Origin of the sequence: Acinetobacter sp. 10FS3-1 (assembly GCF_013343215.1) — a bacterium.
GTDB classification, from domain to species: Bacteria; Pseudomonadota; Gammaproteobacteria; order Pseudomonadales; family Moraxellaceae; genus Acinetobacter; species Acinetobacter lwoffii_C.
Genome location: NZ_CP039143.1, coordinates 888,627 through 913,263 on the forward strand (window position 1 = coordinate 888,627; position 24,637 = coordinate 913,263).

24 protein-coding genes, 1 tRNA gene, 1 pseudogene and 1 CRISPR repeat array are annotated in these 24,637 nt (G+C 43.7%); of the genes and pseudogenes, 18 read left to right on the forward strand and 8 right to left on the reverse strand.

From position 1 onward, the window contains the following. Positions 1-73: 73 nt before the first annotated feature. From mltG to E5Y90_RS04165, 3 genes are all read left to right on the forward strand, one after another. Entirely contained in the window at positions 74-1,042 is a 969-nt protein-coding gene (mltG, locus tag E5Y90_RS04155; RefSeq protein WP_416377166.1) for an endolytic transglycosylase MltG, read from the forward strand. A gap of 2 nt (positions 1,043-1,044) precedes the next feature. Continuing rightward, positions 1,045-1,644, forward strand: coding sequence for a dTMP kinase (tmk, locus tag E5Y90_RS04160; RefSeq protein WP_174659493.1), 600 nt, complete (start codon positions 1,045-1,047; stop codon positions 1,642-1,644). A gap of 92 nt (positions 1,645-1,736) precedes the next feature. Further along, a complete protein-coding gene (locus tag E5Y90_RS04165; protein WP_162850564.1) occupies positions 1,737-2,171 on the forward strand; it encodes a PaaI family thioesterase in 435 nt (144 codons plus the stop codon). Between the two features lie 59 nt (positions 2,172-2,230). On the opposite strand, the gene nadB is transcribed toward E5Y90_RS04165, so the two are convergent. Next, the gene (gene nadB, locus E5Y90_RS04170) at positions 2,231-3,877 is read right to left on the reverse strand and encodes an L-aspartate oxidase (RefSeq protein WP_174659494.1); all 1,647 of its coding nucleotides are present in this window, start codon (positions 3,875-3,877) and stop codon (positions 2,231-2,233) included. 228 nt (positions 3,878-4,105) lie between these two features. On the opposite strand from nadB, the gene E5Y90_RS04175 reads away from it, so the two are divergent. The 11 genes from E5Y90_RS04175 (at position 4,106) to E5Y90_RS04225 (ending at position 13,533) form a co-directional block, all read left to right on the forward strand. Beyond that, positions 4,106-5,491 (forward strand): Do family serine endopeptidase, encoded by a 1,386-nt coding sequence (locus E5Y90_RS04175; RefSeq protein ID WP_151203017.1) that lies wholly within the window; start codon positions 4,106-4,108, stop codon positions 5,489-5,491. Positions 5,492-5,619: 128 nt separating this feature from the next. Next, positions 5,620-6,081: an acyl-CoA thioesterase gene (locus E5Y90_RS04180; protein ID WP_174659495.1), complete on the forward strand. Its 462-nt coding sequence runs from the start codon at positions 5,620-5,622 to the stop codon at positions 6,079-6,081. Between the two features lie 343 nt (positions 6,082-6,424). After that, the gene (gene lepA / locus E5Y90_RS04185; RefSeq protein WP_151203015.1) at positions 6,425-8,242 is read left to right on the forward strand and encodes a translation elongation factor 4; all 1,818 of its coding nucleotides are present in this window, start codon (positions 6,425-6,427) and stop codon (positions 8,240-8,242) included. Between the two features lie 18 nt (positions 8,243-8,260). Further along, positions 8,261-9,088, forward strand: coding sequence for a signal peptidase I (lepB, locus tag E5Y90_RS04190; protein WP_174659496.1), 828 nt, complete (start codon positions 8,261-8,263; stop codon positions 9,086-9,088). Positions 9,089-9,112: 24 nt separating this feature from the next. Continuing rightward, positions 9,113-9,484 (forward strand): DUF4845 domain-containing protein, encoded by a 372-nt coding sequence (locus E5Y90_RS04195; protein ID WP_174659497.1) that lies wholly within the window; start codon positions 9,113-9,115, stop codon positions 9,482-9,484. After that, positions 9,456-10,154: a ribonuclease III gene (rnc, locus tag E5Y90_RS04200; RefSeq protein WP_174659498.1), complete on the forward strand. Its 699-nt coding sequence runs from the start codon at positions 9,456-9,458 to the stop codon at positions 10,152-10,154. The genes E5Y90_RS04195 and rnc overlap by 29 nt, the downstream gene beginning before the upstream one ends. After that, positions 10,154-11,182: a GTPase Era gene (gene era / locus E5Y90_RS04205; RefSeq protein ID WP_151203011.1), complete on the forward strand. Its 1,029-nt coding sequence runs from the start codon at positions 10,154-10,156 to the stop codon at positions 11,180-11,182. The genes rnc and era overlap by 1 nt, the downstream gene beginning before the upstream one ends. A 26-nt stretch (positions 11,183-11,208) precedes the next feature. Next, a complete protein-coding gene (locus tag E5Y90_RS04210; protein WP_151206446.1) occupies positions 11,209-11,403 on the forward strand; it encodes an NF038104 family lipoprotein in 195 nt (64 codons plus the stop codon). A gap of 11 nt (positions 11,404-11,414) precedes the next feature. Continuing rightward, a complete protein-coding gene (gene recO / locus E5Y90_RS04215) occupies positions 11,415-12,125 on the forward strand; it encodes a DNA repair protein RecO (RefSeq protein WP_174659499.1) in 711 nt (236 codons plus the stop codon). Positions 12,126-12,138: 13 nt separating this feature from the next. After that, entirely contained in the window at positions 12,139-12,864 is a 726-nt protein-coding gene (gene pdxJ / locus E5Y90_RS04220; protein ID WP_174659500.1) for a pyridoxine 5'-phosphate synthase, read from the forward strand. Between the two features lie 15 nt (positions 12,865-12,879). Then, the gene (locus E5Y90_RS04225) at positions 12,880-13,533 is read left to right on the forward strand and encodes a tRNA-(ms[2]io[6]A)-hydroxylase (RefSeq protein ID WP_151206444.1); all 654 of its coding nucleotides are present in this window, start codon (positions 12,880-12,882) and stop codon (positions 13,531-13,533) included. A gap of 207 nt (positions 13,534-13,740) precedes the next feature. Further along, a CRISPR array of direct repeats spans positions 13,741-15,390; the repeat unit is 28 nt; unit sequence GTGTACTGCCATATAGGCAGCTTAGAAA. 151 nt (positions 15,391-15,541) lie between these two features. On the opposite strand, the gene E5Y90_RS04230 is transcribed toward E5Y90_RS04225, so the two are convergent. Beyond that, positions 15,542-15,617: transfer RNA gene (locus E5Y90_RS04230), tRNA-Asn, on the reverse strand. A 236-nt stretch (positions 15,618-15,853) separates the two neighbouring features. On the opposite strand from E5Y90_RS04230, the gene E5Y90_RS04235 reads away from it, so the two are divergent. Beyond that, positions 15,854-16,312 (forward strand): hypothetical protein, encoded by a 459-nt coding sequence (locus E5Y90_RS04235; protein ID WP_174659501.1) that lies wholly within the window; start codon positions 15,854-15,856, stop codon positions 16,310-16,312. 4 nt (positions 16,313-16,316) lie between these two features. Here the strand turns inward: E5Y90_RS04235 and E5Y90_RS04240 are convergent, their stop codons facing one another. After that, positions 16,317-16,748, reverse strand: a complete 432-nt coding sequence (locus E5Y90_RS04240; protein ID WP_174659502.1) for a PaaI family thioesterase — start codon at positions 16,746-16,748, stop codon at positions 16,317-16,319. 142 nt (positions 16,749-16,890) lie between these two features. Between E5Y90_RS04240 and E5Y90_RS04245 the strand changes: the two are divergent. After that, positions 16,891-17,205, forward strand: a pseudogene (locus E5Y90_RS04245) (winged helix-turn-helix transcriptional regulator); the annotation flags it as partial. 109 nt (positions 17,206-17,314) lie between these two features. Here E5Y90_RS04245 and E5Y90_RS04250 read toward each other — a convergent pair. Then, entirely contained in the window at positions 17,315-18,550 is a 1,236-nt protein-coding gene (locus E5Y90_RS04250) for a pyridoxal phosphate-dependent aminotransferase (protein ID WP_151203003.1), read from the reverse strand. 251 nt (positions 18,551-18,801) lie between these two features. Then, positions 18,802-19,629: a type I methionyl aminopeptidase gene (gene map, locus E5Y90_RS04255; RefSeq protein ID WP_151203002.1), complete on the reverse strand. Its 828-nt coding sequence runs from the start codon at positions 19,627-19,629 to the stop codon at positions 18,802-18,804. A gap of 206 nt (positions 19,630-19,835) precedes the next feature. Between map and rpsB the strand changes: the two genes are divergently transcribed. Then, a complete protein-coding gene (gene rpsB / locus E5Y90_RS04260) occupies positions 19,836-20,582 on the forward strand; it encodes a 30S ribosomal protein S2 (RefSeq protein WP_151203001.1) in 747 nt (248 codons plus the stop codon). A 140-nt stretch (positions 20,583-20,722) separates the two neighbouring features. Beyond that, positions 20,723-21,598, forward strand: a complete 876-nt coding sequence (gene tsf, locus E5Y90_RS04265) for a translation elongation factor Ts (protein WP_174659504.1) — start codon at positions 20,723-20,725, stop codon at positions 21,596-21,598. Between the two features lie 232 nt (positions 21,599-21,830). On the opposite strand, the gene E5Y90_RS04270 is transcribed toward tsf, so the two are convergent. From E5Y90_RS04270 to mltB, 3 genes are all read right to left on the reverse strand, one after another. Next, positions 21,831-22,286 carry a DUF962 domain-containing protein gene (locus E5Y90_RS04270; RefSeq protein ID WP_174659505.1) on the reverse strand — a complete coding sequence of 152 codons (456 nt, stop codon included), beginning with the start codon at positions 22,284-22,286 and terminating at the stop codon, positions 21,831-21,833. A 196-nt stretch (positions 22,287-22,482) separates the two neighbouring features. Then, positions 22,483-23,097 (reverse strand): septal ring lytic transglycosylase RlpA family protein, encoded by a 615-nt coding sequence (locus E5Y90_RS04275; protein WP_151202998.1) that lies wholly within the window; start codon positions 23,095-23,097, stop codon positions 22,483-22,485. A gap of 289 nt (positions 23,098-23,386) precedes the next feature. After that, positions 23,387-24,391 carry a lytic murein transglycosylase B gene (gene mltB / locus E5Y90_RS04280; RefSeq protein WP_151202997.1) on the reverse strand — a complete coding sequence of 335 codons (1,005 nt, stop codon included), beginning with the start codon at positions 24,389-24,391 and terminating at the stop codon, positions 23,387-23,389. Positions 24,392-24,637: the final 246 nt, after the last annotated feature.

A 24,637-nucleotide genomic window follows, 5' to 3' on the forward strand; every position in this document is an offset into this window, starting at 1 on the left:
CAGCAGTAAAAAGACAAATAAAACCAACTCGACAGGTTTTCTAAAGGGGATCGCCTTAGTGCTGATCGGAATCATGCTGGTTCTCGGCCTGATCCTGAAAAGCAGCCTATGGAAAGCCTATCCGGTCGAGGGGCAAAAACAGCTATTGGCGATTGGTTCAGGTGAGACCTATTCGGGTTTTATTGACCGTCTGGCAAAAGAGGGACAGCTCAGCTTTCCGCTTGTTTTAAAGCTTTATCAGCGCATTATGATTCATGACACCATGAAGGCCGGGGTTTATGAAATCCGTCAAGGCATGAGTATGCGTGAAGTGATGGAGATGATTTCCAATGCTGAAAATGCCCAGATGAACCGTATTCTGGTGATTGAAGGCACCACCTTCAAACAGTTAATTGATGCTTTAAAGCAAGATGAGCTAGTCACCAAGGAAGTGGTGTACCTGCCTACTGAACAGCTGCTCAAGGAACTTGATATTCCCTTTTCGCATCCTGAAGGGCTATTTGCGCCAAATACCTATTTCTTTGCCAAAGGTGAAACTGACCGCAAAATTTTGACCAATCTTTATCAGCGACAGATCAAGACACTGGATCAAGCCTGGGAGCAACGCGCATCAGGTCTACCGTATCAGAATAAATATGAAGCGCTGATTATGGCATCGATTATTGAAAAAGAAACCAGTGTTGATAGTGAGCTGCAACAGGTTTCTGGTGTGTTTGTACGCCGTTTGAACATGGGCATGCGTCTGCAAACCGACCCGACGGTTATTTATGGTATGGGCGATGCCTATACTGGCAATATTACCCGCAAAGATCTGCGTACCCCAACGCCTTATAATACTTATACCATGGCAGGTTTACCGCCAACGCCGATTGCATTGCCAAGTAAGAAAGCCATTGAGGCTGCCATGCATCCGGATAACTCACAAAATATTTATTTTGTTGCTACAGGCAATGGCGGACACAAATTCAGTAGCAATCTGCAAGAGCATAACCAAGCTGTGCAGGAATACCTTACCGTTTTACGCTCGAAAAATAAGGAATGAGTATGTTTATTAGCTTTGAAGGCACAGAAGGGGTAGGCAAAACGACGCTCATTCATCGAATTTATGCTGATCTGATGGCACAAGGCAAAGAAGTCATTCTGACCCGTGAGCCGGGGGGTACGCCCATGGCAGAGCAAATCCGGGCTTTATTGCTCAGTGTTAGTCATGATGAGGCCATGTGTCATGATACCGAATTGTTGCTGATGTATGCAGCCCGTGCCCAGCATTTGGCACAGGTCATTCTGCCTGCCTTGTCTGCCGGTAAAACCGTTCTATGTGATCGTTTTACTGATGCCAGTTTTGCCTATCAGTGTGCGGGACGTGGCGTGAGTGAAGATAAGCTGAATTTGCTGAATAAAAGCTTTGTGGCACACATGCCAGATTTGACGTTCTGGCTGGATGCTCCGATTGAACTGGGGATGACGCGTGCCCGCGAGCGCGGAGCATTGGATCGCTTTGAACAAGAAAAAATGACTTTCTTTGAAAAAGTCAGAACAGGTTATGCGACCTTATGGCAGCGTTATCCGGACCGGATCAAACGTCTCGATGCTACTTTGCTGCCTGATCAAGTATTTGATCAGGCCTTTCAGTATCTGAAATAAGTAATTTTCAATTATACTTTTGATCTGGTTTTTCCCTCGATTTTTACCAGCAAAATCTTCTATAGTGTAGGAAATCAGGAAGATTAAATATGATGAAAAGTACACGAGAAGAAATTATTCAGTTTCTGGAGCAGGAGTTTCCTCAGAGTCTGGAAAAATGTGAGATTGAAGCCGTTGTTCCTTGCGGTGCCACGATGCTGTATCGGGTTGGCGAGCAGGAATTGCGTCCAGGGGGAACCGTTTCTGGACCCACAATGATGACGCTGGCGGATTTTGCCTTATATGTCGCAATCTTGGGAGAGATCGGTCTGGTCGGTTTAGCGGTCACCACCAATATGAATATTAATTTTTTACGTAAACCTTCGGGTGGCGTGAACTTGCGGGCAGAGTGTAAGTTAATGAAAGTCGGCCGGGTACTGATCGTGGGCGAGGTCTGGATCTATTCAGTTGATCAGGAACAGCCGGTCGCGCATGTAACCGGAACCTATTCTGTGCCGCCCCAGCCGGCTTCTGCAGTGCAAGCATAAGCAGCTATAAAAAAACCGGAACTTGTTTCCGGTTTTTTTTATACAAGCTTAAATCCTCTTTAAGCTTCTGCGGTATTGACCAGCACCTGCTCTACTTTAAAGCTCGGTGGAATCAGCACCGTCTTGCGTAGTTCTGGTAAAAGCTGCGGATAATCCAGAGTAAAGTGCAAGCCCCGCGATTCTTTACGCTCAATGGCACAACGTACAATCATTTCTGAAACCAGAACCAGATTACGCAGTTCAATCAGGTTTTTACTGACCTGATAGTCCTGATAATATTCTGCGATTTCTTTTTTGAGCATCTCAATGCGGTGTAGCGCACGTTGCAGACGTTTGGTCGTACGGACAATACCGACATAGTTCCACATGGTTTGACGTAATTCGTCCCAGTTCTGCAAAATGACCACATCTTCATCCGGGTTGGTGACTTGTGAATCATCCCAAGCGGGCACCGAAGGGGACTGATAAGATCCCTCAAAATGCGTTTCAATATGTCGGGCAGCACTGATGCCATATACAAAGCATTCTAAAAGTGAGTTACTGGCCATTCGGTTAGCACCATGTAAGCCGGTATAAGAGGTTTCTCCAATTGCATAAAGTCCCTGAATATCGGTTTGGCTGTTTTCATCGACCACAACGCCCCCGCAGGTATAGTGCGCAGCTGGAACAACCGGGATCATACCCTGGGTAATATCAATGCCAAGTTCGAGCAGGCGTGTATACAGTGTCGGAAAGTGAGTTTTGACAAAATCTGCATCTTTATGAGTAATGTCGAGCCAGACATGACGAATCCCGAGACGTTTAATTTCATAGTCAATCGCACGCGCTACAATATCTCGGGGCGCCAGTTCAGCCCGCTCGTCAAAGCGCAGCATAAAACGCTCACCGTCCGGTAAACGTAAATAGGCGCCTTCACCACGCATGGCTTCAGTAATTAATAAGGAGCGTGCCTGGGGATGATATAAACAGGTGGGGTGGAACTGGTTAAATTCCATATTGGCCACACGGCAACCTGCCCGGTAAGCCATGGCAATCCCATCACCGGTTGCAATATCCGGATTTGAGGTATAAAGATAAGCCTTCATCGCACCGCCACAGGCGAGGGCAGTAAAAGGTGCTAAAAAGGTATGTACTTTTTCCGTTTTTTCATCCAGTGCATATAAGCCGAGCGCACGGTTGGCCTGATCTGCAAGACCAAGTTTCTGTGAGCAGATCAGATCAATGGCAATATAGTTTTCAAAAATCGTAATATTGTCTTTTTCCTGGGCGCGCTGTACCAATGTGGTGGAAATTGCGCGTCCGGTGGCATCCGCTGCATGAATGATACGGCGTTGGGAGTGGCCGCCTTCACGGGTCAAATGCAGCTGCTCCTGTTCATCCAGTGTAAATTGCACCCCATGCTTAAGCAGGAAATCGACAGAAGGCTTGCCGCCTTCGACGGTATGTTTAACCGCGTCCATTTCACACAAATGGACTCCTGCAATCATGGTGTCATCAATATGCTGTTGAATTGAATCAGTTTCATCCAGTACGGCAGCTACGCCGCCCTGGGCATAGAAGGTACTGGCATCCGTAAGACTGGATTTTGCCAGTACTGCAATATTAAAATGTTCTGGCAACGATAGTGCTAAACTTAAGCCGGCGCCGCCACTGCCTACAATAATCACGTCAAAATGATGGGTGAGATGTAAATTAGACATGTCCATCAGCTAATTTAAAAGAAGTCTGGTAATGACAGCGCTTTTTTGCATAAAAGGCAAGCTTTTAAATACAGATTTATTGATCAAAAAACTAATAAAAGCCTTAACTTAATGCAGTAAAAAAACCAAGATAGCAGTATTCTGATATGTGAACATATTGTTACTTAAAACCAATGATGTTTATGATAAAACCTATTTACATAAATTTATCAACAATTTGAGTGAATAATTTATATGAAAATTCTGGACTTAAAAAAAGGATTATTTGCAGCTACTGTCACTCTGAGTGCTGCCCAGCTACAGGCTGCTAACCCTGTAGACTTTTCAAATCTGGTCGAGCAGGTCAGCCCGGCTGTGGTGAGTGTCAATGTTGTCAAGAAAATGAGCGAAGAAGAGCTCCTGCAGCAACAAGTGCCTGAAATTTTACGGCGCTTTTTTGGCAATCAGGTGATTATTCCACAGCCACGGATGCCACAGGAAAAAACCGGCTATGGAAGTGCCTTCTTTATCAGTAAGGATGGCTATTTGCTGACCAATCATCACGTAGTTGAAGATGCGTCCAAAGTGACCATTACTTTAAATGATCGCCGTGAAATTGATGCTACGGTTGTTGGAAGTGATGAGCGGACAGATGTTGCCCTACTTAAAGTACAGGGCGCTAACTTTCCCCAATTAAGCACGGGCGATGTAGACCGTTTACGGGTAGGGGAGCCAGTGCTTGCCATTGGTTCTCCTTTTGGCTTTGATTATTCGGCTTCTGCCGGGATTGTCAGCGCCAAAATGCGAAACATGATGGGAGAAACGGCAGTTCCGTTTATTCAGACCGATGTAGCCTTAAACCCGGGGAACTCCGGGGGGCCGTTATTTAACCAGCGCGGTGAAGTGGTGGGGGTCAACTCACGGATCTTTAGTGGTACAGGCGGCTATATGGGACTGTCTTTTTCAATCCCGATCGATGTGGCCATGGAGGTTGCAGAGCAGTTAAAACGAAACGGAAAAGTGACCCGTTCCTATCTGGGAGTCAGTTTGCAGGACATTGACCGTACTCTGGCGGAATCTTATAAGCTGTCTAAACCGGAAGGTTCACTGGTGACCCAGGTCGAGCCAAACTCTCCGGCAGCTCAGGCCGGACTACGCCCTGGAGACGTGATTCTAAAATATAATGGAACCTCTATTTCAAGAACCAGCGAGCTACTGAACTATCTGAACCGTACTGCCCCAAAACAACGCGTTCAACTGGAAGTGTTGCGTGATGATAAACGCCGTCAAATTGCGGCAACTTTAGTCACCGCTCCAGACAATACACCAGCCAAAACGGCTACCCCAGCTCGGCCTTCCAAAGGCCCGATCTTGGGGGTCACCATCCGGAATCTGACCCCGGCGGAACTGACTGGGCTGGAAATTAAAGGAGGGGTGGTGATTCAGGATATACGCCCGGGCGGAATTGCAGCTCAAGCCCGGATCATGCCGAATGATGTCATTACCCAGGTCAATAATGCACCGATACAAGATACCAATGGCTTTATTGAAGCTGTTTCAGAGTTGAAAAAAGGCACAGTTGCACGGGTGACCTTAATCCGTCAGGGACAGCGTGCAATAGTGGGAATGCGTATTTCCTGAAGTTGAGAAGTTCTATTTAAAAACCGTCTTTAAGTGAAGACGGTTTTTTATATTTTGCAATTTACCCCAGTGAAAATTTCTGTAGACTGAGGCAAGCCAGAACAGTTGAATGAAAGGACAAATGAAAAGTGTCAGGTATTTTTGATCAGGTCTTAGAGGTAAAAAACGAGCATATTGACGCTTTGGGGCATGTTAATAATGTGGTTTATGTGCAATGGATGCAGGATGTAGCCTCAGCACATATCGAGCATTTGGGGCTGGGACTCAAAGAGTACCTACAACTTAAACATGCCATGGTCGCTGTGCAACATCAGGTGCAATACCGCAAGGCTGCCTTTGAGGGTGACAAGATTATGTTAAGGACCTGGCTGAATGATCTAAATGCCTTGTATTTATTCAGACAATATGCATTTTACCGTCCTCAGGATCAAACTCTGCTATTTACAGGAAGTACACAATGGGCCTGTATAGAAATCGAGACAGGACGTCCCAAACGTATGTCACCAAGCTTTACCCAAGCTTATCAGCCTATTTCTGCTGAGCTAAATCCGCTTGATTTTTCTCAATCTTATTGCATAGAAACTGCCTGATTCGCTTTTAAGCCAGATAGGTTTTGTTATTCTGCCGAGCGGACTGAATCATAAAGATCTGAGACATTTTTAAGTGGCTTGTTACGACCTGAAAGCAGGGTTTTTATCAAGAAAAATGATCTGGGTTACTGGCTCATTCAAGCACAAGTGATCTGAACAGAAAAAACATATGCTTGAGTTGCCACAGTAAACAATCAGCAAGGCGGAGTGGCGACTTAAAAGCAGGAAAAGATAATCCTTTTTCTGTATCATCATTCTGCTATAATCCTCGGCAATTTCTATTCGGTTTTTGTTGTGCAGTATCTTTTTTAATTGCATGACACGTTTTTTCTCAAGGTAGCCCATGGCGCAAGCTAAAAAATCTGTTGATATTAAAAATATTCGTAATTTCTCGATTATTGCGCATATCGACCACGGTAAATCGACTCTTGCAGATCGTTTTATTCAAACTTGTGGTGGTTTGCAGGATCGTGAGATGCAGGCCCAAGTTCTTGATTCAATGGAGCTAGAGCGCGAACGTGGGATTACCATTAAAGCCACCTCCGTGACGCTATACTATACGCATCCAAATGGTCAGGAATATCAGCTGAACTTTATTGACACTCCGGGACACGTGGACTTTTCTTATGAAGTTTCACGCTCTCTGGCAGCATGTGAAGGGGCACTTCTGGTGGTGGATGCCGCACAAGGAGTAGAAGCCCAGTCTGTAGCCAACTGCTATACTGCGATTGAACAAGGTCTTGAAGTACTGCCAGTCCTCAACAAGATTGACTTGCCGCAGGCTGAACCTGAACGTGTGATTCAGGAAATTGAAGATATTATTGGCATTGAGGCGACAGAAGCTCCAACCTGTTCAGCGAAAACGGGTCTGGGCATTGAAGGTGTTCTGGAAACTCTGGTCAATGTGATTCCACCTCCAACAGGTGATCGCGAGGCACCCCTTCAGGCGCTGATTGTTGACTCATGGTTTGATAACTATCTGGGCGTTGTCTCTCTGGTTCGGATCAAGCAGGGTCGTGTGCGTAAAGGCGACAAGATGTTGATGAAATCAACAGGGCAAACGCACATCATTACGTCGGTAGGTATCTTTAATCCAAAACATACTGAAACCGACATTTTGGAAGCGGGTGAAGTTGGCTTCGTCATTGCAGGGATTAAAGACATTTTTGGTGCACCAGTCGGGGATACGATTACCTTGGCGACCACACCAGAAGTTGAAATATTACCCGGATTTAAAAAGGTGAAACCACAGGTCTATGCGGGGCTTTTCCCGATTGATGCCAGTGACTTTGAACCATTCCGCGAAGCCTTGCAGAAACTACAGATCAATGACTCGGCACTGTTTTTTGAACCGGAAAGTTCAGATGCACTGGGTTTTGGTTTCCGCTGTGGTTTCTTGGGCATGCTGCACATGGAGATCGTACAGGAACGTTTAGAGCGTGAATACGATCTGGACCTGATTTCATCTGCACCGACGGTCATTTATGAAGCGGTGATGAAAAACGGTGAAATCCTCTATATCGACAGTCCTTCAAAAATGCCGGATGGTACAACCGTTGAAGACCTGCGTGAGCCGATTGCTGAGTGTCATATTCTGGTGCCTCAAGAGTATCTAGGGAACGTAATGACTTTGTGTGTGGAGCGTCGTGGCGTACAAAAAGACATGAAGTTCATGAGTAATCAGGTTTCCATTACCTTTGAAATCCCGATGGCTGAAGTGGTCATGGATTTCTTTGATAAATTGAAGTCGTGTTCACGCGGCTTTGCTTCGCTGGACTATAACTTTGTGCGTTTTGAAAGCTCATCACTGGTGAAGGTGGATGTCCTGATCAATGGTGAAAAAGTTGATGCGCTGGCCATGATTTGTCACCGTCAGGATGCCCGTCATCGTGGTATTGCCCTGGTTGAAAAAATGAAAGACCTGATTCCGCGTCAGATGTTCGATGTGGCGATTCAGGCGGCCATTGGCGCACAAATTATTGCTCGTTCAACCGTAAAAGCGATGCGTAAAAACGTATTGGCAAAATGTTATGGTGGTGACGTCTCGCGTAAGAAGAAACTGCTTTCGAAACAAAAAGAAGGTAAGAAACGTATGAAACAGGTGGGTAGTGTTGAAATCCCGCAAGAAGCGTTCTTAGCTGTATTGAAAGTCGAACGCTAAATAATAAGGATAAAGCCCATGGATTTTGATTTTAATTTGATTCTTGTTCCTGCGACCTTAATCTTTGTCGCAATCTGGTTGCTGGATAAGTTTGTACTGAAGCAGCGGCAGACCCGGGGCAAGGGCAATGAAAATTTTATCATCACATGGGCTTATGACTTCTGGCCAGTGCTGACAGTGGTGCTGATCTTACGTTCGTTTTTGTATGAGCCTTTCAATATTCCATCAGATTCAATGGTACCGACCCTGGAAACGGGTGACTTTATTTTGGTCAATAAGTTTGACTATGGGGTAAAGCTGCCGATTGTAAACACCAAGATTATTGATACCGGCCATCCGGAGCGCGGTGATGTGGCGGTATTCCGCTATCCGCCACAGCCAACGATCAGTTATATCAAGCGTATCATTGGTTTGCCGGGCGATCATATTGTTTATGATCATGGTCAGCTCATTATTAATGGTCAAAAAGTCGAAAAGGTTCCGGTAGAATTTAGCCGTGAAAAAGACCGTATGGATACGCCAAATTCGATGTATCATAAAGAAACCATTGGCGAGCATACGTTCACCATGCGTGAACTTGAAAACGTGAATGTTGCACGTCAGGCACCATTTATTAACTATGTGGACAATGGCAAGTATTCCACTGAAAATGGATTGTATTGGGAAATCAAAGTACCAGAAGGGTACTATTTCGCGATGGGGGACAACCGCGATCAGAGTGCTGATAGCCGTTTTTGGGGATTTGTTCCGGAAGAGAACTTAACAGGTCGAGCATTCTATATCTGGATGCATAAAGAGCCTGGCTTTAAAATGCCATCGTTTAATCGAAACGGAATGATTGATTAATTGTTTCAGTCAGGAAAATAAAAAATGAAACATCAACAGGGTGCTTCTTATATTGGAGTTTTGGTTGCAATTGTAGGCTTTGCATTTCTTGCAAAAGTGGCAATTGCAGTGTGGGGGCCGTATTTCGATGACCGTATGGTTGATAACCAAGTTGAGGAGCTACTTAAGACTGCTCCCGCCAATATGGCACCATCGCAATTCAGTCAACAGATGGATCAGCGCTTACAGATGAATAATATTCGTGATCTGAAGTTTGATGACATTGCCCGAGTCACCAATACGGATGGCTTGCAGGTACACAAGAATTATGAAATTCGCAAAAATTTTGTAATGAATATCGATTTAGTGATGAAGTTTGAGAAAGAGTTTGATCAAAGCACAGTCAAAACTAAATGATGAACGTCTGACCAGACGAATTGGTTATCAGTTTAAACAGGCTGATTTACTTAAGCTGGCCCTGACTCATCGTTCAGTCAGTCATAAACATAACTATGAGCGCCTAGAATTTCTAGGCGATTCACTTTTAGGAATGATCATTGCGAACTATCTGTTCACAGCTTATCCGCACGAAAATGAAGGACGCCTCACGCGTATGCGTGCGACCTTGGTGCGTCAGGAAGCGCTGGGTAGAATCGCCAATGATTTAAAACTTAGCCAGAATTTAATTCTCAGTACGGGTGAATTGAAATCTGGCGGTCATCATCGTGAGTCTATACTTGCAGATACGGTCGAGGCGATTATTGGTGCCATCTATGTTGATTGTGGCGATCTGAATATCCTGGAAGCGGTTGTGCTAAAATGGTATGAACCATATTTGGACAATATTGAGCCCACCGACCAGTTAAAAGACCCGAAATCACGCTTGCAGGAATATTTACAAGCTTGTAAAAAACCTCTCCCGGTTTACGAGGTGGTCGATATTCAGGGTGATGCCCCGAATCAACATTTCAAGGTGGAATGCCAGGTTCAGGGAATGTCAGTCATGACCGGGGAAGGTTCAAGCCGCCGATTTGCCGAACAGGCTGTAGCGGCAGATATTTTAAAACTTTTGGAGCATAAGTCTTAATGACTACTCATTCCGATCACATCGATGCTGATCACGAGTCGCAAAGCGACAGCAATGACTTGATTAGTCAATTCTTTAGTGCAGAAGGTACTGAGATCCCTTCGGATTATCGTAGCGGTTTTGTTGCGATTGTTGGCCGGCCAAACGTGGGTAAATCTACCCTGATGAACCATTTGCTCGGTCAGAAACTTTCCATTACTTCACGTAAGCCACAAACTACACGTCATAAAATTGTGGGAATTGATTCACGTGAAAAATCTCAGGCAGTCTTTGTGGATACGCCAGGGATGCACAAGAAAGAAGTTCGTGCCATCAATAAAATGATGAACCGTGCTGCACATTCGGCCCTACGTGATGTGAACCTGGTGCTGTTTGTGGTCGATGCACAGAAATGGACCCAGAACGATGAGCTTGTGCTGGAAAAATTAAAGAATGCCGAGATGCCGGTAATTCTGGTCATCAACAAGCTGGACACGTTTGAAAACAAGAATCAGGCCTTACCGCTGATTCAGGAACGTGCCAAGTTGATGAACTTTGCGGAAATCGTACCAGTATCTGCACTGCGTGGTGCCAATCTGGAGCATTTACGTGACACGATTGCCAAATACCTGCCATTTCAGCCACCGCTTTATTCGCTAGATCAACTGACAGACCGTTCAGAACGTTTTCTGGCTTCTGAAATTATCCGTGAAAAAATCATGCGTCAGCTCGGTGAAGAACTGCCGTATGACCTGACGGTTCAGATTGAATCTTTTAAAATCGAAGAGCCGGTACTGAATGAAAAAACAGGGCGTATGAAGCCTGCCTGTACCTATATCGATGCCACAATTTTTGTTGACCGTCCGGGACAAAAAGCCATCGTAATTGGTGAAAAAGGATCTAAACTGAAAAAAATCGGTATGGATGCACGGGTGGATATGGAAAAAATGTTCGAGCAAAAAATCATGCTGACGCTTTGGGTGAAAGTCAAAGGCGGCTGGTCTGACGATGAGCGTGCATTGAAGAGCCTTGGTTATAGCGATATTTAATCACTGAAATTTTACAGGTAGAGTGCATGATGAAAGTTTTAGCCCTCATGGTATGTGTCTTGTTCTTGCAGGGCTGTATTCACAAAGTCGTGACTGTACCTGTAAAAGTGGCCTATAAAACCACGAAAGGGGTGGTCAAAGGTACTGCGGCCGTCGTTGGTGCCGTCATCCCGGATGGGGACGACGAAGATGAACAACGATCTAAAAAAGATCGTGATTAAGCCAGCAGTCTATGCGTAATGAAGTGCTGCATGGCTATTTGATTCATCATCGTAAATATCGCGAACGTAGCCATATTGTGTACCTGTTTACGCAGGAATATGGCCGGATGGATGGCATACTTCGACAAACTCCACCCCCTCAATATCAGCCGATCAGTTTGCAGGCTTCAGGAAAATCCGAACTGAAAAACTTTATCAAGCTTGAAATTGTTAATCAGCCTATTTTCTTTTTTGGTGATGCCTTCTTTTCCGGTTTTTATCTAAATGAAATTCTGCTGCGGCTGTGTCCCCTGGAAATGGAAATGCCACAGACTTATGCCAAATATGGCAAAACGCTAGTGGCTTTGCAGCAGCTTTCTGTCCAGACTGATCCTCATAGTTATTTAAAGCAAATCCTGCGCCAGTTCGAGCATGTGCTGCTTGAAGAGTTGGGCTACGCTTTGGACTTTTCAGTCGATGCCAATCAGGTGCCTATCAATCCCTCGCAGCATTATTATTTTCAGTTAAATGATGGCTTTATGCCTACCGCCAAGCCATCTCGCTCAAATTTGTCGGGCCAGCAGATTTTAACCATGCTGCATTATGAAAGTGGTAGGGATTTTAGCCCAGAACAGTTACAATTACTGACGAAGCTTTATCGACAGGTGATTACTGCCTTGCTTGGCGATCGCCCCTTGAAAAGTCGACAATTGTGGATTCAAAACTCTCAATCTCAATCGTAGTTAGGAAGATATTATGGCTGCATTACTTGGTGTCAATATTGACCATGTCGCAACATTAAGACAAGCACGTGGTACGACCTACCCAGACCCAGTCAATGCTGCATTGATCTGCGAGCAGGCAGGTGCAGAGGGCATTACGTTGCATTTGCGTGAAGACCGCCGCCATATTCAGGATGATGATGTACGTCGTATGCGTCCCGCACTCAAAACCCGGATGAACCTGGAAATAGCGGTGACGGATGAAATGGTGGCTTTTGCCAAGGAAATTCAGCCACAGCATGTTTGTTTTGTGCCGGAAAAACGCCAGGAAGTCACTACCGAAGGTGGGCTGGATGTGGTTGGCCATTTTGAAGATGTGAAAAAGGCGACTCAGGAATTAACAGCGATTGGTTGTGATGTTTCACTGTTTATTGATGCCGATCTGGCACAGATCGATGCAGCAGTGGCATGTGGTGCGCCAACGATTGAGATTCATACCGGTGCCTATGCTGATGCAGAAACACCAGCAGCCCAGCAGGCTGAGCTTGAGCGTATTATTCAAGGCGCTGAATACGCAGTTTCTAAAGGTCTGATGGTCAATGCTGGCCATGGCTTGAATCTGGATAATGTCACTCCGATTGCTGCCATTCCACAGATTCATGAACTGAATATCGGTCACTCCCTGATTGCAGATGCTGTCTTTGTTGGTTTGGCGCAGGCAGTGCAAGAAATGAAAGCCGTAATTAAAGCTGCCCGCTAAGATTAAAAGATCGTTATGTCAAATATAAATTATGATGAACTCATGAAGCCCGTGATTGGCTTCCTGGGTTGTGAAACGCCCCAAGCCTGGCTCAATGAAGCACTGAATAATCTGGATATTCTGATGCAGGATCATGCTAACTGCGAGAAAAAAGCCGCCAGTACGGCGATGAATCTGATGTTTCGCTACAGTTTCTTTGTAGATTTGCAGGTGAAACTGGCACAGCTGGTCCGTGAAGAGATGCTGCACTATGAGCAAGTGCTGGAATTTATGAGTAAACGTGGTCAGCAATGGATTGGTCTTAGTGCGGGGCGTTATGCAGGTGGCCTACGTAAAGAAATTCGGACCTATGAGCCAGAAGCCCTGATTGATGTGTTGATCATTGGTGCCTTTGTGGAGGCTCGTTCTTGTGAGCGTTTCTATGCACTTGCACCTTTGGTCGATGAAGAGCTGGGCCGTTATTATCGTTATCTGCTGAAATCCGAATCTCGCCATTATGAGGATTATCTGGCACTGGCGATGGATGTGGCAAAAACCGCAAAATGGAAAAATCCAGAAGAGAATATCCAGAGCCGTATTGAGCATATCCGGGAAGTAGAAAAGAATCTGATTTTAAGTCCAGATGAGCTTTTTCGTTTTCATAGTGGTGTGCCCGTACAGGCAGCATAAGTTTGACATGATGCAAGCGGGACAAAGTTCCCGCTTTTTCTTTGGGCTGAAGTTGATTAAATAGAGGCTTTATTTAACCCAAAATATTTTAATTTTCTAATTAAATATAAAAATTAGAAACTTATAGATAGATAGGAATAAGAGGGCTATTGGGGTGTATTTTAGATAATACTATGTTTTTTATCTGGTTTTAGGTATTTTGGTTGTGTGTACTGCCATATAGGCAGCTTAGAAAAACTCAACAAGGATGGAAAGAAGTATTTGAAAGTGTACTGCCATATAGGCAGCTTAGAAATCAAACGTGGTGGCTTGGTGATCCTGATTCATGTGTACTGCCATATAGGCAGCTTAGAAATTAAATCGGTTTTTAGCTCTTGGAGTTCAACAGTGTACTGCCATATAGGCAGCTTAGAAAAATTGCATCAGAAATGAATTCAGTCGGAACAAGTGTACTGCCATATAGGCAGCTTAGAAATACAACGAGCTTCTAGAAATGCAAAGCTTATCGTGTACTGCCATATAGGCAGCTTAGAAAGTGACATTTTAAGAGCCATTAAAAAGCTAGATGTGTACTGCCATATAGGCAGCTTAGAAATAGAGATGGCTAAGCAAGGCATACCACTAAAAGTGTACTGCCATATAGGCAGCTTAGAAATTCATGCTGCATTAAAAAGGTAATTGCGTCATGTGTACTGCCATATAGGCAGCTTAGAAATTATTGGTATCACGATCAATATGCTGTCCACAGTGTACTGCCATATAGGCAGCTTAGAAATAAAAGCATTTTTGCTTGCTTACGCACCGACTGTGTACTGCCATATAGGCAGCTTAGAAAACGTATGCAAGAATGTAGGACAGTTTGATGATGTGTACTGCCATATAGGCAGCTTAGAAAAGCCATTATCACCCCGCAATCGACTACCTAAGGTGTACTGCCATATAGGCAGCTTAGAAATTGCACACTGTAAAACAAATTAATTTTACCAAGTGTACTGCCATATAGGCAGCTTAGAAAGCGTGCAGATTTACTTTGATCAATCCAACCGTGTGTACTGCCATATAGGCAGCTTAGAAAACAAGCAGAAAAGCAGGGCGTGGAAGAAAAAGGTGTACTGCCATATAGGCAGCTTAGAAAGAAATGTCTAAGTATTCGCAAGGTACGGAAAGGTGTACTGCCATATAGGCAGCTTAGAAATTTGGGGTATGAATCGCCCATGTGTAGGCATGGTGTACTGCCATATAGGCAGCTTAGAAACATTAATAAGTGCAAGTGATTAGGCTGATTAAGTGTACTGCCATATAGGCAGCTTAGAAATCAAGTAGTTTTAAATAATCGTTTCTCATAACGTGTACTGCCATATAGGCAGCTTAGAAAGTTCACTGAAGTCATAATTCTGGTATTAAAAAGTGTACTGCCATATAGGCAGCTTAGAAAATAGCCCCACATAAGAAGCGCAGGACCCGCTTGTGTACTGCCATATAGTCAGCTTAGAAAATAATCGCAGTACGAGTCTCGACTTTGGTAATGTGTACTGCCATATAGGCAGCTTAGAAATAAATCAGATATCAGCCCGTTTAGCGATTTTTGTGTACTGCCATATAGGCAGCTTAGAAATGTCGTTATCAGAGTAGCCGTTCGGGTAGTCTGTGTACTGCCATATAGGCAGCTTAGAAATATACGCAATAGGTTTAGTTACAGAGCAGTATAAGTGTACTGCCATATAGGCAGCTTAGAAAGATGGAAATGGAATATGTTGGCCATCATGTGCGTGTACTGCCATATAGGCAGCTTAGAAATTGTCCAGATCTGCTGGAATTAAAATCAGGCCGTGTACTGCCATATAGGCAGCTTAGAAAATGCACCAAAGGCAACTGCCAGTGCAAGTAAGGTGTACTGATATAGGCAGCTTAGCAAAGCGAGTTGATGATTTTAAGGTCGCTAAAAGAAGGGAGGGCATAAAATAGAAAATAAAAAAGCCCGCTTTAATGCTGCGGGCTTTCTTGAATTTGGCTCTCCCACCTGGGCTCGAACCAGGGACCTGCGGATTAACAGTCCGTCGCTCTACCGACTGAGCTATGGGAGAATCTGCATGCGATTATAGAGACATTTTGACAAGGGTCAAGCAAAAACTTTCATATTTATGACAAATCATATTTATCTGATTTTAATTTAAACAATTGCATAAAAATATTGAAAAATACTTGTCAGGAGAATATCCAGTTGCTAGATTGAATCCATAAAGTCGTTTGATCAAATGGTCAAACAGTGTGGATTTAAACCGACTTGCCAGCACAAAAATGGCTAAACTGGAGAAAGCGAATGAATACGCTCACAATCCCCCAAATTTTCGCGCAGTGGTCTTTCTATCAAGAGCATTATCTCGATATTATTCAAGATTCGAGCCAATATTTTACTCCTGTTACAGGTGCTGAAATCTGTTTATGGCCCTTAGCGAATCAACAGTTATATCTCGGGGATCTCTTGCAACTGTGGTTTTCAGAAAAATGGTTGGCTAAAAAAGAACCGCAGTTCGGTATTGAAATATTCCTACATGTCCCTGAAGTGTCACAAAAAGATTTATATATTTATGCAATTTCAGGTAATTTTTTGACTGGATCGAATCAATCTAAAGTTTGGCAGGCATCGACTGGCCAGACTCAGGAGTTGAGTCTGGCGTATATCTCGAAACATTATTTTGAATATCGTGCTTTAACCCGACCGAAATCTGTCAAATTAGCAGATAGAGTAGGGAGTGCTTTAAAGCATAATATGCTATAAACCTTTAACGGAGAATCATACATGTGGCTGTTGCGTGTGCATAAAGTTTGCCATCTTCATCCACAATTTCTCCTTCTGAAATCGCAAGATTTTTACTCATATTAATCAGCTTGCCAATAGCAGTCAGCGGTTGGTTTTGTGGAACAGGGCGACACATTTTAATATTCAGATCAATAGTGCCATATCCAATGCCTGCTTCTAAAGCGCTGTGAACAGCACAACCTGTTACGGTATCGAGTACGGTTGCAGCAAAGCCGCCGTGTACACCACCTAAAGGGTTTAAATGACGTTGATCAGCCTGTACTTCAAAGGTGACCTGTCCACTTTCAATTACGGTCGGTTTCATGGGGATCGTCTGGCTGATACTGGCAGGAGGAATATGGCCGGCGGCCATGGCTTGCAGAAGTTGTAGTCCGGTCATTTCTTTAGGGTTCATGGTTATTCCTTTACTTCACTGTTTTATCAATATGATTAGATTGTTATTTACAAATTTTCAAGTTCTAAAGTAGAACTTGTGTCGAGAGGAGTCAATTGTTTAAAGTAGAGTTAGTAAAATAATTCTCTGCGGGCTTACATTTATGAAATGGACTGAAGCAACTGAGCAAAACTGTCCGATTGCCAAAAGTCTGGCAATTTTTGGTGATCGTTGGACCTTGTTAATTATTCGTAATGCCTTCTTAGGCATGACCCGCTTTGAACAGTTTCAGCAGAATCTGGGCCTGACCCGTCATGTATTATCTGATCGTCTGTTGCGTCTGGTGAATGAAGGGATTTTAGTTAAACAGGCCTATGTTGACCGGCAGCAGCGTTTTGAATATGTACTGACTGAAAAGGGAAAGGCTTTGGCGCCTATGTTGCAAACCATGATGCAATGGGGTGTAAAATGGACTGATGCTCAAGTCCCAGAAAAATATCGTGATGCTTTAACAGCTGTAAATGTTTAAAATTAAAAAACCCGCGCTCATATCATGACCGCGGGTCTCTTTAATCTAATAATTTAGATTATTTTGCAGCTTTTTCAGCTTCAATTGAAGCAATCGCTTCATCAACGCCTTCAATAGAGTCAGCCGCTTTCTTAATACGTGCAAGCGCATCGACCAGTACTTCATCAGCAGTTGCATAAGAGATACGCATGAAGCCACCCAGGCCGAATGCATCGCCAGGAACAACTGCAACACCCGTTTCTTCCAGTAACCAGGCAGAGAACTCTGTGCAAGATTTCAAGCCTTTGGCACGAATCAACGGTTTGATGTTGGCATAAGCATAGAAAGCACCATCAGCAGGTAAGCAAGAAATACCCTTGATGTCATTCAAGCCATTGACCACGAGGTCATGACGACGTTTGAAAGCTTCAACCATTGGCTCAAGTACATCTTGAGGACCGTTCAATGCCGCTTCTGCCGCAACTTGTGAAATCGAAGTCGGGTTAGAAGTTGATTGAGACTGGATTTTTTTCATCGCGCCAATTAGTTTTGCAGGACCCGCGGCATAGCCGATACGCCAGCCAGTCATTGCATAGGCTTTAGACACACCGTTTAATACGATGGTGCGCTCATAAAGATCTGGTGCAACTGTTGCGATGTTATAGAACTCGTCAGTCCAGCGGATTGGCTCGTACATGTCATCCGAGGCAATAAAGACGTCTGGATGTTTGCGTAATACCTCAGCCAAAGCTTCAAGCTCAGCTTTGGTATAAATCATGCCTGTCGGGTTAGATGGACTGTTTAATACCACCAGACGGGTTTTTTCAGTGATGGCCGCTTCTAATTGTGCAGGGGTAATTTTGAAACGTTGTTCTTCACCACATTTCACAATTACTGGTACACCTTCAGCGATGATGACCATATCTGGATAGCTAACCCAGAATGGCGCAGGGATAATCACTTCATCGCCTTTATTTAACAGGGCAAGCGCCAGGTTAAAGAAAGATTGTTTACCGCCACAAGATACCAGAATCTGGTTCGCTGCATAGTCAAGGTTATTGTCACGTTTTAATTTAGCAATGATTGCTTTTTTAAGACCTGGCGTGCCGTCAACAGCGGTGTATTTGGTGAAACCGTTGTTAATCGCTGCAATTGCTGCATCTTTGATGTGTTGCGGTGTATCAAAATCTGGCTCACCTGCGCCCAGACCAATGACATTATGACCGGCAGCTTTTAATTCAGCAGCCTTATTCGTCACAGCAAGGGTTGGGGACGGTTTGATGGCATTTACACGATCAGAGAGACGTACGTCCACGGCAGTATTCCTTCTTATGGGGATTAAAAAATAAAAAGCACATTATCTTAGCTCAAAATACTCAATATAGGGCAAAAGAATTTGAAAAACTTGATGAAAAAAAGAGGAGTTGTCAAAGTTTATCTTGAGTTAAAAATGCTCAGGCAAAGCCCGATGTGCTTTATTTATAAGTTTAATATTTGATTAATAGATGAAATATAAAATAAAAATGGCCACTTTAAAGTGGCCATTGCTCTGTTTAAGACTTGCAGTTATGCGGTAAAACGTGACAAATCTTCTTCGGGACGAGCGGTGAGGACTTCAACACCATCTTTTGTTACTAAAAGAGTGTGTTCATATTGTGCTGATAATTTATGGTCTTTGGTGACTACGGTCCACTTATCCCCCAGTAGTTTGGTTTGCCAAACGCCGGCATTTACCATCGGTTCAATCGTAAAAGTCATACCTTCTTCAAGAATCATGCCGGTATTCGGTTGACCATAATGCAGTACCTGCGGTTCATCGTGGAAAGTCGTGCCGATGCCATGACCACAATATTCACGCACTACACTAAAGCGTTCAGATTCAACATATTGTTGAATCACATGGCCAATATCACCGATGGTTGCACCCGGCTTAACTACAGCGATACCCCGGTACATGGCTTCCTGTGCCACTTTGCAGAGACGGTTGGCCAAAATTGAGGTTTCGCCACCGACGATATACATCATGTTGGTATCACCATGGAAACCATCCTTGATGACAGTTACATCAATATTCAGGATGTCACCTTTTTTCAAGGTTTTGTTTTCCGAAGGAATCCCATGACAAACCACATGGTTCACCGAAGTACAGATGGTGTGCTGAAAAGCAGGACGACCAGGAGCCGCACCATAGCCCAGACAGGCCGGAATTGCGTCTTGCACATTGACAATATAGTCATGACAAATCGTATCCAGTTCCAGGGTAGTGACGCCGGGTTTGATATGCGGTTTGATCATATCCAAAACTTCTGCTGCCAGTCGTCCAGCCACGCGCATCTTCTCGATATCTTCTGCGGATTTGATTAAACGAGGGGGAGCTTGATAAGTCGTGTTCATGATCTCTAAAAACTTTTGGAAATTTGTGTGTAGCTATGGTATAAATAGCCGCCCATTTTATCAAATGCTTTTTCGTGAATATATTTGCGAGGCTAGATGAATGGTGTATTAAAATCCGCACATATATCGACACATTACTCTGGGTGCCCTACGGGGTGGAGAATGCGGATATATGGAGGCCTAACCCAAACTTTAAGGTAAAGAAAATGGCAGATTACAACGTAAGCATGCGCGACCTTCTTCAAGCAGGCGCACACTTTGGTCACCAAACACGTTTTTGGAACCCAAAAATGCGCGAATACATCTTCGGCGCGCGCAACAAAATTCACATCATTAACCTTGAGCACACTGTTCCTGCGTTAAATGATGCTTTGAACTTTGCTAACAACTTGGCTAGCAAAAAGAACAAAGTTTTGTTCGTTGGTACTAAACGTGCAGCTTCTGCAATCATCCGTGAACAAGCGCAACGTGCTGGTCAGCCATATGTAGACCACCGTTGGTTAGGTGGTATGTTGACGAACTGGAAAACACTTCGCCAATCTATCAACCGTTTAAAAGACCTTCAAACTCAATCTCAAGACGGTACTTTCGCTAAGCTGACTAAACGTGAAGCTTTAGAGCGTAGCCGTGAGATGGAAAAACTTGAGCGTGCTTTAGGCGGCGTGAAAAACATGGGTGGTTTACCTGACGCATTATTCGTAATTGACGTTGACCATGAAGCGATTGCAATTAAAGAAGCCAAAAACCTTGGTATTCCTGTAATTGGTATCGTTGATACAAACTCTAACCCAGACAACGTAGACTACGTTATTCCGGGTAACGACGATGCGATCCGTGCAGTAACTCTTTATGCTTCTGCTATGGCTGATGCGATTATTGCTGGTAAAGAATACGCTCAATCACAAGCAAATGCACAAGCTAAAGCAGAAGAAGCTCCAGCTTCTGAGGCTTAATGCGTTTGACGCTAGCTTGTCATTTTTGCGACATGTGACAGTGGCAAAGTAAGCGTTAAGTATGCAGGCGGCCCATGAGAATCCTCTGGGCCGTTTCTGTTCTAAAAGATTTCATTTTCTACCGTATTTAGGAGATAAACATGACTGCAGTTACAGCAAGCATGGTTAAAGAGTTGCGTGATCGTACAGGTCTTGCAATGATGGAATGTAAAAAAGCATTGACAGAAGCGGGCGGTGATATCGAACTGGCGATTGACAACCTTCGTAAATCTGGTCAGGCAAAAGCTGCTAAAAAAGCAGGTAACATTGCTGCTGACGGCGCGATTACCATTGTTCAGGAAGGTAACAAAGCAATCCTTCTAGAAGTAAACTGCCAAACTGACTTCGTTGCTAAAGACGCAAACTTTGCTGATTTCTCTAACAAAGTTGCAGCAGCTGCACTTGCTGCCAATGAAACTGACGCTGCTAAAATTGCTGAACTTAAACTTGAAGATGGTGCGACTGTCGAAGAAGCACGTATCGCTCTTGTTCAAAAAATCGGTGAAAACATCCAGGTACGTCGTGCTTCAATCCTTGAAGGCGAAAAACTGGCTGTTTATAAACACGGTCTGCGTATCGGTGTTGTTGTATCTTACACAGGTGATGCGGATACTGGTAAAGGCTTGGCAATGCACATTGCTGCATTCAATCCGGTTGCCGTAAATGCTGAACAGGTTCCAGCTGATCTGATCGCGAAAGAGAAAGAAATTGCTGAAGCGAAAGCACTTGAATCTGGCAAACCAGCAAACATCGTTGAAAAGATGGTGGTAGGTTCTGTTGAGAAATACCTGAACGAAGTTGTGCTTGAGCGTCAAATGTACGTAATTGACAACGACAAAAAAGTTGCTGACGTTCTTAAAGCAACAGGTACTACTGTAGCTCAATTCGTTCGTTTCGAAGTGGGTGAGGGTATCGAGAAGAAAGCTGAGCTTTCTTTCGCTGAAGAAGTTGCTGCTGCTCAGGCTGCTGCACAATAATTCGGTTAAGAATTTAAAAAAGCCCCATTTGATGGGGCTTTTTTTGGCCTGAACAAAATTTTAGGGGTTGACTCGATCATTTACTGACTTTAAACCCGGCGTACAAAATAATTTGCTTTAAAGGGTCTTGAAGTCACGCAACAAGCTATTGGGAGAGCCTGAATTTACCGGGAAAACCGATTGCGGAATAGCACTTTCCCGGATTTATAAGTGTAATGATATTACATACGCTTCAAATGGGCTGTAAGGCCTCAGATTGACGGGATCTCCAGGATGGTAGGAATTTACCTAAATATGCATCCATGCACCAGATTGGGCCAATGAGGAGGAATTGCAGGTCTTTAAAGAAAGAAGGCTTTTTACCTTCAATTTTATGACCATAAAACTGACCAATCCAGGCAAAAACGAAGAGGGCAATAAAGAATCCGCTGCCCATCGGTAAAATCCAGATCAGCCAAGCCATGACCAGCGTCAGTGCTGCCATCGCGACAGCCAGTACAATATCAAGGCGAGCATAGAAGATAAACGCTAAAGCCAAGAGCACAGCCGTTAGTAAAGCGCTAAAATGCGCCAGAATACCGATAATCGAAAAATAAATAGTCGGGACACACACCCAGTGAATCAGTTTATTGGTTTTATTCTGGTGGCTTTCGCTATATTCAGCAAACCATTCCGATACTGTTTTCATTTTTCGCTCCATCCTTGAACATATTCTAATTAAATCTGAATATAGAACAGAAGTAAGCGTTGGTCAAAATGAAATCGATAGCAGGCAAGTTGATCAAGTTGAGGTTTCGGAAAAAAACCAAGGTCTAGGGTTTGGGTATCAATAAAAAAAGCCGCATATTACTGCGGCTTTTGTTAAATGTATTGCAAGTTAAATTTTAAGAATTTGGACCGGCAACACGTTCAATATTTACGTTTGCAGTTCCGGCACTGGTGATTCCCAGCTGCTTTGCTGCACCGTAAGAAAGGTCAAGAACACGGTTGCCATGGAATGGACCACGATCGTTTACTTTCACAACGACACTTTTACCATTGTTCTTGTTCGTGACACGGATATAACAGTTCAACGGCAAGCTACGATGGGCGGCTGTTAAAGCATTCATATCGAATGTTTCACCGCTTGCTGTTTTACGGCCATGGAATTGACGGCCATACCAGGATGCAGTACCTGTTTGGCTAAACTTGCGTACTGTCTTGGAAGCAACAGTATTCAGCTTTTCAATCACTGAAGGCTCTTCTGCAGGTATTTCAATTTTTGCTGCAATGGTTTCACGACGAACTTTATCGCCTGAACGTTCAGTGATTGAAAGGCTGTTCAAATTGGTGAAATTTGAATTGAAGCTTTGAGCTTCTTTATTTAACACTCGTGCAGCTAGACGAGAATTGTCATTTTCATGATTGAATGAAGATGACGGAACCATATCTGCCTGTGACTGGGCCAGTGTGACCGTCGCGGCAATAGCCATAAAATACTTCAAAAAAGAAGAATGCATCGAATCAACTCCTAACAGCATATTTAGATTGATTTGTCTAAGTTATTGAAAAATCAACCAAACCTGCCTGACATTTAACTTATGCAACTACATTTAACGAAAAGGATGATATTCATGCTGACAATAAGCTGTCTAGTATTTAATTAAAATATTGAAAAAAAGAACGTAAAATACACAGTGATTGATTAAAAAATAATCAATATTGTAACATTGTATTAAAAACGCCTATTTCTTGCTCATATTTTCTTATAAAAAACTTGACTTTAATAATTTGTAGCAAAAATTACTGTTATCGGCTCGTAATTTCTGTACCTAAAAGCCATAAAGCGGTCGCATACATGCGACTGCGGTTGTAGGTCGTAATTACTTGAAAATTAGGATAAGTAATATAGTAAATTGGCCCAGAGCTTTCTTGTAATTGAATTAGGTTCACCATGTCCAGATCGTCAATTTTTACGATCGGATTCATCGGGCTGACTCCTTGGCTTTTTAGTACTCCATAAGGTACAGGCTGGGTTAAATCCTTGGCAATCACTGCCTCAGGATTGGAGCCACTATAACGCGCCGGAAAGGCCACTGGCTGGTTGCGTTGCCAGCCATATTGGGCCAGATAGTTGGCAATGGAACCAATTGCATCCACAGCAGAATTACGCAGGTCAATATGACCATTGCCATCATAGTCCACACCAAATTTTGGAATATTGCTTGGCATGAATTGTGGGTAACCAATTGCACCGGCATAGGAACCGACCACTGATGAAGTTGGAATGCCATCTGTATAGGACCAGGCGATTAAAGCCGCCAGCTCATCCTGGAAATACTGTGCACGACGCTCATAGCCAAAACCTAAAGTGGCTAGGGCATCACGGGTAATAAATGAGCCTTTATTGCTCCCAAAACCGGTTTCTACTCCCAAAATGCCTAAAATGATCGCCTGAGGTACTCCAAATTGCTGCTCAGCACGGTTAAGGGTATCTGCATACTGCTGTTTAAAACGTACGCCACGCTGAATGGTAGACTCAGCCAGAAAATTGGTTTTATAGGCATACCATGGCTTACTTTCGCCCGGACGATTCATGATATTGATAATATTCGGAAGATTTTTTGTCCCAGCCATCGCAGAATCGATTTGCCCTGCGGTCAGGCCGTATTTTTGCATGGTACTTTGTTTAAAGCTGGCATAGGAAGGATGATGTTGAAAGTCATTGGCAGAAACAATACTGCTGCTCAGGCCCAAGGTGGCAAATAGAATTGAATATTGTTTCAATTTTTTATATAAATCAAATTTCAACATCTTGCTATGATTTCCAAATTTCTGGTGAGTTTGTGGCTATGTCATTTGAATCATGCCGCAAAAATAGAAGAATTTGTTTTTCTCAATTTTCCGGCTTAAAGCTGTGAATAAAGATAACATTGCCGCGAATATGAGTCATATAAAGTGTGGTAAAAATAAAGAAAGGTTGGCTATTTTTAAAGCACATTTCATTTTTATGGTCTTTAACTGTAACAAGCTGTTTCATTGAGACTAAAAAGCCTGACC